This window comes from Novosphingobium sp. BL-S-34 (assembly GCF_056857015.1).
In genome coordinates, this window is sequence record NZ_CM166473.1 from 1289091 (window position 1) to 1301234 (window position 12144).

The window sequence follows — 12144 nt, forward strand, 5'->3', positions numbered from 1 at the left end:
GCGCCCAGCCGGCCCGGCCATCTTCCGGTACGGCTGCGACGCTCGCCGTAGGGACGGCGTTCGGCGCAGCTCCGACACCGGGCGCCGCGGATTGCGGCGCCACGGTGCCTGGGGTCGCGGTGCCCGGCGGGAGAACTTTCTGCCTACCGATCGGCGGCAGTTCGCCCGAGGCGATTACGGCATGCGTATTATCCTGTTCCTGTGCGTGACATCGACTACCCACGATCCCCAGGACGGCGATTCCCACCGTTCCGGCGACCCTCCACTCCGTAAACGCCATGCTCCCCTTTCATGAACTGAGTTCGCTGGCCGTGCTTCCTGTCAGATGACGACCATCACCGGATGGTCGACGAAGATGTCGGTCGTACCCAGAGAGTAATGGTTGTAGGCCTCTCCATTGATGAGCGTCTGTCCCTGGAAGACCGCGCCGGTCATCGTCACGCTGTCGTTCCCATCGCCGTTGATGGTGAGTTGATGACTGCTTTCGGTGGCACGAATGACTCCCGCTTCCGTTAGGTTTATCCGCCGCCCCGCATCGCCGATCCCGAGATTGATCACCTCGATATTCCGGATGTTGGTGGCCGTTCCCAAGTCCAGCACTTGTCCGGTGCCGCTGTCGATCAGAAGTGTATCCGTTCCGGTTCCACCGTCGATCAATGTGTCCGCGGAGTCGTAGACCAGGGTGTCGTTGCCGGCGCCGCCGTTGAGGGTATCGGCGCCGGGACCGCCGCGCAGGAAGTCGTTGCCGTTGCCGCCGTTCAGCACGTCGACGCCGGCGTGGCCGTAGAGACGGTCGTTCCCTGCGGTGCCGTTCAGGAGGTTGTTACCGCCGTCGCCCTCGATGAAGTTCGGCGAACCGCTGGCGTTCAGCAGACTGAGATCGAGCAGCGTCCCCGTGGACGAAGAGGCCGAAAGGTTGGTGGTGTCAGTGGCGGTAATGCTGACCGAATTGAGAAGGTCCACGCCCAGGGTCGAGACGTTCTGTTGGAAGTGCACGGTGTTGAGCAGTTCGTTGACGGCCAGGTTGTCGATCGCGCCGCCGCTGAGCGAGGTGATCGTCAGGGTGGAGGTCGGCGCGAGGATGCCGAGCAGGCCGGCCGTATTGGTGACGGAGATCTGCAGGCCCAGTTCCGCTGCCAGCGCACTGGAGCCGGTCAGCGTGTAGGCGCCGAGACTGAGCGCCAGGAGCGGCGCGTAACGGACCTGGACGCTCTTCAGGTTGTTGTTCGGGTCGACCGCCATCAGCGACTGGGTGCTGAGGTCGATGAGGTTCAGCGCCTCGACCCCCACGAGGCCGAGCAGCGATGTGCCGGTGGCCTGGACGATCGGTGCCTGAGCCGGAATGGCGGCGATGCTGAGGTTCTGCGAGGCACTGTTGCCGACATTGCCCGCCGCGTCGACCACGCGGGCGATGATGCTGTGCGATCCGGTCGCCAAGGTTCCCGCGCCATAGAACCAGGTCGATCCGGAGGAACTGGCGTTGATCCAGGTGCCGCCGTCGATCTGGACCTGCACTTGCTCACCCGCCCCCAATGCGGCGCTGAGCGTGCCGCCGATGGTGGGAGTGGTATCCTGCGTGCTCCAGTCGCCCTGAGTGCCGGTGTCGGTGGTCAGCGTCGTAATCGCGATGGTCTGGACCGGCGCGGCGGTGTCCACCGTCATGCCATATGTATTGGACGCCGCGCTGGCATTGCCGGCGGGATCGACGGCCACGGCGGTGAAGCTGTGGGAGCCGTTGGCGATCGTGCCGGTCGGCGTGAAGCTCCAGGCTCCCAAACCGTTCGACGTGGTGCTGCCGATCAGGACATTGTTGTCGTAGACCAGGACCACGGTATTGATCGCGGCCGTGCCGTTCAGCTGCGGCGAGGCATCGTTGGAGATGCCGCCGCTGGGGACCGTGCCCGTGACCGGGGCGACATCGTCGACGATGCTGGTGATCATCGGCGAAGGCGGCGCGGTCAGGTCTACGGTGATGCCGAAGGCCGCCGAAGCGGTGCCGGGGTTGCCGGCGGCATCGGTGGCGAAGGCGGTGAAGGCATAATTGCCCTCGCCAAGGGCAGTCGGGGGCAAGAAGCTCCAGTTGCCGGTGGCATCGACTTGGGTTGTGCCGATCGCGGTGCCGTTGGCCAGGATCGTCAGGACCGAGCCCGCCTCGGCCGTGCCGCGCAGGAGCGGGATGGTGTCATTGGTCACGCCGCCATTGGCGACGGCACCCTGCACCGAGCCCACGTCGTCAGTGACGCTGGCGATGGCCGGGGCGGCCGGGCCGGCCGTGTCCACCCTTACGGTATAGGCTGCGGACGCGGCGCCCTGGTTGCCGGTGGCATCGGTGGCGCGGACCGTGAAGCTGTGGTTGCCGTCCCCCAGGGTCGTGGTGGGTGCGAAGGTCCAGACCCCGTTGGTGTCTGCGGTTGTCGTGCCGATCTGGAGGCCGTTGTCGAACACCGCGATGCTGGTATTGGCCTCGGCCGTGCCCGTGAGTGTCGGCGTCGTATCGTTCGTGGCGCCGCCGCTGGCCACGATGCCAAGCTGCGGCGCGGTGTCGTCATTTGCCGAGACGATCACCGGCGCCACGGGCGGCGTGGTGTCCACGGTGAAGGCATAAGCCGGGGACGTTCCGCTTACATTGCCCGCAGCGTCGCGTGCGGAGGCCGTGAAGCTGTGCGGGCCCTCCGACAGCGGCGAGAGCGGTGTGAAGGACCAGTCCCCCGATCCGTTCGCAACAACGGTCCCCAGCAGGACGCCGTTGTTGAAGATCGAGACGGTCGCGTTCCCTTCGGCGGTACCCGTGATCTGCGGGAGAGCGTCGTCGGTCAGGCCGCCATTGGCGATCGGTCCGGACACGCCGACATCGTCCGTCGCGCCGGTGATGGCGGGGGCCGCCGGGGCGGCGGTATCCACGGTTAGGTTGAAGGCCGCCGTGGGCCCGCTCTGGTTGCCGACGGCATCGGTGGCGGTCACCGTCAGGATATGACCGCCGGGATCGAGCGGCGTGGTGGGCGTGAACGTCCATGCGCCGGACCCATTGGCCGTGGTGGTTCCCAAGAGCACGCCGCGGTCCAGGATCGAGACGGTGGAATTCGCCTCTGCAGTGCCGGTCAGGGTCGGTCGGGTATCGTCGGTCTGCGCGCCCGATACCAGGGCGGTCTGGATCGTGCCCACATCGTCAGTGACGGACGTGACTGCGGGCGGGTTCGGTGCAGCGGTATCGACGTTGACGGTGAAGGCGCTGGAGTTGGCGCTTGCCGTGCCGGCCGCATTGGTGGCGACGGCCGTGAGAACGTGCGCGCCGTCCTGCAACAGGCTGGTCTCGATCGACCAGGCCCCGTTGATGTCGCTGGTGGTCGTGCCTACGGCCACTGCGCCTTCGTAGAGCGTGATCGTCAGGTTCGCGCCGGCGCTGCCGGTGATCGTGGGCTGGCTGTCATCCGTGGCCCCGCCATTGGCGATGGGCCCGACTATGGCGCCGACATTGTCGGCGCCGCCGGTAATGACCGGGGCGGCCGGCGTGGAAGTGACGATGGTCAGCGTGTAAGGCGCGGAAGCGCCGCTGACGTTGCCGAACGTATCCGCGGCCGTGACGGTGAAGCTGTGCGGCCCTTCTCCCAGGGCGGTCGGGGGAGTGAAGGTCCAGGCGCCGCCCGTCGCTACCGCGGTGCCGAGCAGCGTGGCGCCGTCGTAGACCGAGACGATGGCGTTCGCTTCTGCGATGCCCGAGAGCGTTGGCGTGGTATCGTCCGTGCCGCCTCCGGTAGCGACGGGGCCCAGGACACCGCCGGCATTATCGTCTGCGCCGGTGATGGCGGGCACGGTGGGCGGCGTCGAATCGATGGACGCCGTGGAGCTGCCGGAGAGATTGCCCGCCACGTCCCGCGCGGCCACGGTCACCGCGGCGGAGTCGGGAATGGGCGTGCCCGGCGTGAAGGTCCAGTGTCCCGTCGCGTCCGCCTGAACGGTGGTAGATCCGCCCGGATAGGTGATGATAACGCTGGCGTTGGCTTCCGTCGTGCCGGTAAATACCGTGCCGTTGCCCGGATCGACCACTGGCGCCGGCGGCGGGGTGAGGTCGAGCGTGAAAGAGATGGCGTTGCCGCTGATGCTCTCCACGCCATTGGCGGTCGCTGTGGCGGAAATGCTGTGAGGACCTGCGCCCAGGGGGGTGGTCGGCGAAAAGCTCCATGCGCCGTCCACATCGCTGTTGGTCGTGCCAAGTAAGGTCGTGCCGTCGTAGACGGAGATGAGCACGTTGGCACCGGCGGTGCCGGAGATCAGCGGCGAGATATCGTCGGTGACGCCGCCGTTGGTGATGGCCCCCACGACGAAGCCCGCATCATCACTGATAGTGGAAAGGACAGGCGTGGCAGGCGGGGTCATGTCGACGCCCTGGTCGACCGTGCCGGTCCCAGGACCGGAATTGTTGCCTGCTGCATCCCTCGCAGTGGCAGTGAGAGTGGTTCCGTTGGCTGCCTGTATCGGCAGGGTCAGGCTCCATTGGCCGACGCTGTTGGCTGTGGTTTCGTAAGTACCGCCGCCGGAGACTGCGAGCGTAATCGTGGCGCCGATTTCGCTCGTGCCCATGACGGTGGTGCCGTCGCTGCCGGTGATGACAGGCGCACCGGGCGCAAGAGTATCGACGACGATCGCGAAGTCGCCCGAAGGCCCGCTTTGATTGCCCGCAGCATTGGCGGCCGAGACGGCGATCGTATGCGGCCCGTCATCGAGGCTGGGCGCGTTGAACGACCAGTCGCCGGTCCCGGTTGCGGTCATCGTGGCGACGCCGGTTCCATCGATGATCAAGGTGACGATGGCGCCCGGATCGGCCTTGCCGGATATGACGGGCGTCGGGTCGTTGGTGGCGCCGCCGCCCAGGATGGCGCCAGGTGTCGGGCCATCGTCGGCAACCTGGACGATCGTGGGCACGCTCGGGTTTCCGGTCAGAACCGTGAAGACCAGGGCCGGACTTTCCGTGCCTGCATTTCCGGCAAGGTCGGTGGCGATATACGTGATGCTGTGAACGCCGTTGCCGAGCGCGATGCCCGGCGTGAGGCTCCAATCGCCGTTGAGGTCGGCTTGGACGGTGCCGATCGGCTGTCCGGCGTCGAAGACCCGAACCGTCGCGTAGGCTTCGGTGGTTCCGGAGAACAGGGGAAGCGTATCATCGGTCGTCGAATTGGGCGCGATCGCGCCCATGACGAGACCCTGATCGTCCTGCGCAGCGATGGCGACAGTTGCGGCAGGCCCGGTCAGGTCGACGAATACCGTCGTGGCCGACGAACCGTTGCCCGCCGCGTCGATCGCGGTCACCGCGATCGGCGTGTTTTCGGCATTGCTGCCGGGAATGGCGTAAGTCCAGTTGCCGGATGCGTCGACGTTCGCCGTCGCGGCCGTCCCGCCGCCGATGACGATGCTCACCGTCGTGTTCGGCTCGGCCGTGCCGCTGAGCGTTCCCGTGCCATTCGTGGGATTGACCAGGGGCGCCGCAGGGGGTGTGGCGTCCACGGTGAAGACGAAGGGCGCTGACTGCACGCTGCTGCTTCCGGCCGCGTTGGCGGCGCTGACGGTGATGCTCTGCGGACCGTCTCCGCCCGTCACGAGCACATATTGCCAGTCGCCAGTCGGCGAGGCCGTCGTGGTATCGATCGCAACGCCATTGGCGTAGATCGTGACCACCGCGTTGCCGTCCGCCCTGCCGATGAGGGTGGGCGTGGTATCGTTGGTAAGGCCGCCGCTCAGCACCGGCGTCGTGATGCCCGGCACATCGTCGTTGGCCTGGGTAATCGTCGGCACCGCAGGAACGGTGGTATCGATATTGATCTGATAGCCGGCTGAAAAGCTGCTGGAGTTGCCGGCAGCATTGGTGGCGATGGCCGTGAAGGTATGCTGGCCGCCGCCCAGCGTTCCCGCGGGGGTGAAGGACCAGTCGCCGCTGCCATTCGCCACGGTGGTGCCCAACAGGCCCGCCACACTGTCATAGACGGCGACGGTCGCGTTGCCGCCCGCGGTTCCGACGATCGTCGGCAGCGCATCGTCGGTCGTGGCGCCCGGCGCCACCGTGCCGACGATCGTACCGACATCGTCCCGCACCGAAGTGATGACCGGCAGGACGACCGGGCTGACGTCCACGGTCACCGCATAGGCAGCCGAGGCCGGGCCGACGTTGCCCAGCGGATCGGTAGCCGTGGCCGTGAAGGAATGCGGCGCCGAACCGAGCGGCGTCGTCAGTTGCAAGGACCAGGTGCCGGTGGCGCCGACCACGACAGTGCCGACCGGCGCGCCGAAATCGAAGAGGTTGATCGTCGAGCCCGGCTCACCCGTACCCGTCAGTTCGGGCAAAGTGTCGTCGGTGGTGCCGCCATTGGCGACATTGCCGGCCTGCGCGCCGACATTGTCCAGGATCTGGGTAATGCTCGGTGCCTGCGGCGGCGTGCGGTCGATCACCACGCTGTCCGTGCCCGAGGCATTGCCCGCCGCATCGACCGCCGTGACGATCACCGTCGTTCCGTTGTCCAGCCGGGTCGCAGGGGTATAGCTCCAGACTCCGTTGCCGTCGGCAAAGGTGGTGGCGTCGATCGTGCCGTCACCGTCGAGGTCCAGCAGGATCGTGGCGTCCGCTTCCGCCGTGCCGTTCAGGATCGCGCCCGCGCTGGGATCGATTTCGGGGGCAAGCGGCGCGCTGGTGTCCACTTCCAGCGTGAAGCCGCCGGACGCCAGGCTGGTATTGCCGACGGCATCGGTGGCCGTGGCGGTGAAGACATGCGGGCCTTCGGACAGCGCCGAAGTCGGCGTGAAAGTCCAGCCGCCAAGCCCATCCAGGGTCGCCAGGCCCAGGGGCGTGCCATTGTCGTAGACCGTTACGGTGCTGCCGATCGGCGCCGTGCCGCTCAGCACCGGCAACACGTCGTCCGTCACATCGCCGCTCGCCAGCGCGGCCGTGTAGCGTCCGACATCGTCGGCAGCGGATGTGATAGAGGGTGCGCCGGGAAGTGCAGTCGAGACCGTCAGCACGAAGTCCGGAGAGACGGCGCTGGGCACGCCGGCCTCATTGGTGACACTCGCGGTATAAATATATGTGCCCGGCGCAAGGGTGGCAGGCGTGAAGTTCCAGACGCCGAAGGCATCGGCCGTCACCGTGGTGACGAGAATGCCCCCCTCGAAGATGTCGACCTGGGCATTCGCATCGGCGGTTCCGGACAGGACCGGCAGGGTATCGTCGGTTGCCGCGCCGCTCGCCAACGCGCCCTGCACGGACCCTACGTTATCGAAGGCGGAAGTGATCGCGGGTGTGGTGGGAACCACGCTGTCCACAGTCAGCGTGAAGGGCGCCGAGGGCGTGCCGGCATTGCCCGCAAGGTCCGTGGCGATGACGACGATGCTGTTGCTCCCCTCCGGCAGCGCCGCGCCGGGGATGAAGTTCCAGATGCCCGTCGTGCCGTCTGCCTGGGCCGTGCCCAGCAGCGTCCCGTTGCTGAAAATCGAAACCGTGGAGCCGGACTCCGCCGTTCCGGTAAACGCCGGCCGGGTATCGTCAGTGACGCTGCCCGATACCAGCGGATCGGTGACCGCCCCCACGCCGTCTGCCACCGACGTGATGACGGGCGCGTCAGGGCCCTGGTTGTCGACCACGACGGTGAAAGTCGCCGGCAGGCTCTCGTTACCCACCGCATCCGTCGCCGTGATGGTGAGCGCGTGGCTCCCCTGCCCCAGCGGCACCAGCGGCGTCACCGACCAGGCACCGGAAGGACCGGCCTGCGCCGTGCCGATCACGGTCGTGCCTTCGTAGAGCGTGATGATGGCATTGCCCTCGGCCGTGCCGCTGAACGTAGGCTGGGCGTCGTCGGTCGAGGCACCATTCACAAGCGGATCGGTGTAGATTCCGACATCGTCGGCCACTGCGACGATCGTCGGCGCCAGCGGAGCGGTGGCGTCGACCGTTCCGATCGCCGGGCCGGAAGTGTTGCCGGCCGCATCCGTAGCGGTGGCGGAAATCGTGCCGCTGATCAGCGGCGCGAGCGGCGTATAGCTCCAGACGCCCGCTCCGTCAGCCTGGACCGAGGTGTCGGCGGTGCCGTCGTTGTTGAGGTCCAGATTGATGGTGGCGTTAGCCTCGGCCGTGCCGGTGATGGCCTGCCCGTCCGAAGGATTGATGACCGGGGCGGCGGGGGCTGCGGTATCCACCGTCAGCGCGAAGGCAGGCGATGGCTGGCTCTCGTTGCCATTGGTGTCGGTTGTCGTCACCGTCAGGCTATGGGCGCCTTCGCCAAGCGGCGCGGTCGGTTCGAACTGCCAGTCCCCCAGCCCGTCCGCCGTAGTCGTGCCCAGCAGGATACCGTTGTCGTAGATCGTCACGGTCACATTGGCTTCGGCCGTACCGTTGAGAGTGGGCTGGGTGTCGTTGGTGGACCCGCCGTTCGACAGCGACCCTTGCACGGGATCGGCATTATCCGTCACCAGCGCCAGGACGGGAATGGGCGGCGGCGTGGTATCGATGCTGTCATCCACGGTGACAGTGGCAGGCGCAGTGGAATTGCCCGCGACATCCACCGCCGTCACGCTGACGACCGTCCCGTCGGGCAGAGGCGCGGTGAAAGTGACGCTCCAGCTGCCGTCTGCCCCCGCCGTCACGGTCTGGTCGGCCGTGCCGTCGCCATTGGTGTCGACCAGCACGGTTGCGCCGATCTCGGTCGTACCCGTGAGCGTGATGCCGTCCGTGGGGTTCACGACCAGCGACGCCGGAGGCGAAAGGTCGACCACGACGCCGTAAGTCACCGAAGGGCCGCTGACATTGCCGGTGGCGTCGGTGGCGGTAACGGCAAACTCGTGTGGACCTTCGGCGAGAACGCCGGTGGTGAGCGTCCAGCTGCCGGACGGGTCGGCGGTGAGCGTGCCGATCAGCGTGGCCCCGTCGTAGATCCGCACCGTGGAATCGGGCTCGGCCGTGCCGTTGATCGTCAGCGTGGCATCGTTGCTCACCGAACCGCGCGGAACGACGCCGATGACGCCTTGCACATCGTCGACCACTTCCGTGATGCCCGGCGCGACCGGCACACTGGCATCGACGATCACGGCGGCCGGCGGCGAGACATTGCCCGCGGCATCGATAGCCGTGACGGAGATCGTCACGCCATCGGGCACGGCGCTTCCGGGCACGTAAGTCCAGTTCCCGGCTCCGTCCGCCTGGACGTAGGCATCGGGAACGCCGTCTCCGGTCATGTCGATACCCACGCCCGCGCCGATCTCGGCAGTGCCGGAGATCATCGTGCCATCGGTGGGATTGACCGTGGGCGCTACGGGAGCGTTCGTGTCGACAGTGAAGGCGAAGGGCGCGGACGCGGCGCCCTGGTTGCCCAGGGCGTCCGTCGCCACGAAGGTCAGGCTATGCGGCCCCTCGCCCAACGCGACCAGCGGCGTGAAGGTCCAGCTGCCGTTGGCGGCGACAGTGGCATTGCCGATCGGCGCGCCATTGTCGAACACAGTCACGGTCGAGCCGGGCTCGGTCGTACCGCCGAAAGTGGGCGCGGGATCGTTCGTGGCGGTATCGGGCAGCAACGGCGCAATCACCGGCGCCGTATTGTCGCTGCCGCCAGACACGACAGGAGCGGCGGGCGGCGTGGTATCGATGCCCGCGTCGACCGTCGCGTTCCCGGTGCCCGAGACATTGCCCGCAGCATCGGTGGCCGTGGCGCCGACCACGGTGCCGTCGCTCAGCGGGGCCGGCAGGGTGATGCTCCAGGTGCCGTCACCGGCAGCCGTCGTGGTCGCATCCGGCGTACCGTCGCCGTTGGTGTCGAGGCCGATGGTCGCGCCCGCTTCCGCCGTCCCGGAGATCGTGGTGCCATCGGTGGGATTGAGCGCCGGAGCGGCCGGAACGATAGTGTCTACCGAGAATGCGGAAGGCGCCGAGGCCGGGCTCTGGTTGCCCGCTCCATCGGTGGCCACGAAGGTCAGGCTGTGCGCCCCCTCGCCCAGCGGCGCAGTCGGCGTGAAGCTCCAGGTGCCATCGGCGGCAACGGTTGCAACGCCGATCGGCGTGCCGTTGTCGAGAACGGTGACGCTCGATCCCGGCTCGGTGGTGCCCTGGAACGTCGGCGTGGTGTCGTTGGTGGCGCCCCCGGCGGCGACGCCGTCGGTGACGACCGGGATCGGCGGCGGCACGTTGTCCACCCCGTTCACCACCGTGGCGTTCGCCGGAGCGGAGGGATTGCCTGCCGCGTCAGTGGCCGTGGCGCTGACGACGGTGCCGTTGCCGAGCGGGGCGGGCAGCGTGATGCTCCAGGTGCCGTCTGCACCGGCCGTGGTGGTTGCGTCGGGCGTGCCATCGCCATTCGTATCGAGGCCGATCGTGGCGCCGGCCTCGGCCGTGCCGGAGATCGTGGTGCCGTCGGTTGGATTCAGGACCGGCGCAGCAGGCGCAGCCGTGTCCACGGTGAAGCCGAGCGCCGGCGTGGCGGCGCTGGGATTGCCCGCCGGATCGGTAGCGGTGAACGTCAGGCTATGCGCGCCCTCGCCAAGCGGGGCGGCGGGCGTAAAGGTCCAGGTGCCGTCGGGGCCGACCGCCGCCGTGCCGATGGACGTGCCATTGTCGAAGACCGTTACGGTCGATCCGGCCTCCGCCGTGCCGGTGAACGTCGGCGTCGTATCGTTGGTCGCGTCGCCCGGCGCCAGGCCGCTGGTGACGACCGGGGTGGCCGGCGGTGTGGTGTCCAGGCCGCTGTCCACCGTGGCGCTGACGGCGCCCGAGGCGTTGCCTGCCGCGTCGGTGGCCGTGGCGCTGACGACGGTGCCGTTGCCGAGCGGGGCCGGCAGCGTGATGCTCCAGGTGCCGTCTGCACCGGCCGTGGTGGTCGCGTCGGGCGTGCCATCGCCATTCGTATCGAGGCCGATCGTGGCGCCGGCCTCGGCCGTGCCGGAGATCGTGGTGCCGTCGGTCGGATTCAGTACCGGCGCAGCAGGTGCAGCCGTGTCCACGGTGAAGCCGAGCGCCGGCGTGGCGGCGCTGGGATTGCCCGCCGGATCGGTGGCGGTGAACGTCAGGCTATGCGCGCCCTCGCCAAGCGGGGCGGCGGGCGTAAAGGTCCAGGTGCCGTCAGGGCCGACCGTTGCCGTGCCGATGGACGTGCCATTGTCAAAAACCGTTACGGTCGATCCGACCTCCGCCGTGCCGGTGAACGTTGGCGTCGTATCGTTGGTCGCGCCGCCCGGTTCGAGGCCGCTGGTGACGGCGGGCGCTGCGGGCGCGGCCGTGTCCACGGTGAACCCGCGTGCCGGCGTGGCGGCGCTCTGGTTGCCGGCGGCGTCAGTGGCCGTGAAAGTCAGGCTATGGGCGCCTTCGCCGAGCGGTGTGCCGGGCGTGAAAGTCCAGGTACCGTTGGCTGCGGCGGTGGCTGTGCCGATGCGGGTGCCGTTGTCGAAGACGGTTACCGTCGAGCCGGCTTCCGCCGTGCCGCTGAAGGTGGGTGTCGTATCGTTGGTGGCACCGCCCGACTGGACGCCGCTGGAAACGACCGGCACCGCAGGCGCCGTGGTGTCGCTGGGCGGAGTACCGACATTCCCGCCACCGCCGCCGCCACCGCCGCCGCCGGCAGCCGCAGCGACACCGCCGCCTACGGCCAGCGCGCCCAGACCGATCAGGAGGCCGTTGCTGATCCCCCCGCTCGCCGCCGCGCCAGCGGCACCGGCCGTGCTGACGGCGGCACTGTCGAGCGGGGTCAGGTTGTAGTTGACGGCCTCGGTGGAAACATCGCCCGGCGCCACGCAGGACACCTCGCTCAGGTTCACCAGCCATTGCGATCCATTGGAGGGATCGTCGAGCGTCAATTGCCCGAGGTCTTCCGGCGAGCAGCCGAAGTAGCCCTCAAGACGAATAATCGATCCATCCGCAAACTTCAGGACGAGGTCGTCGCCCTCGCGGACCATGGATGCGACGGAATTGGGCGGGGCGTCGATCTTGACGTTGGAATCGAGGGGGATCGGGATGCGGGTTTCGCCGGCCCGGGCGACGGCATTGGTTGTTGCCTTGGTGGCGCGATTCACGATCTCGACCCGCTTGTCCATCTCGGTCCTCCCAGCATTGAAGTATCGCCTAGCGCGATACAGCCGTTCGTTGCGCGAAGATGGCCCGCGTCTGCGGACGAACCGAAGAGATCG

Annotated in this window: 1 protein-coding gene; it reads right to left on the bottom strand. The window is 67.9% G+C overall.

Features of this window, described 5'->3' with window-relative positions:
* Positions 1 to 321: 321 nt before the first annotated feature.
* Positions 322 to 12051, bottom strand: a complete 11730-nt coding sequence (locus tag AC1VV3_RS19525; RefSeq protein ID WP_482962198.1) for an Ig-like domain-containing protein — start codon at positions 12049 to 12051, stop codon at positions 322 to 324.
* Between the last annotated feature and the right edge of the window lie 93 nt (positions 12052 to 12144).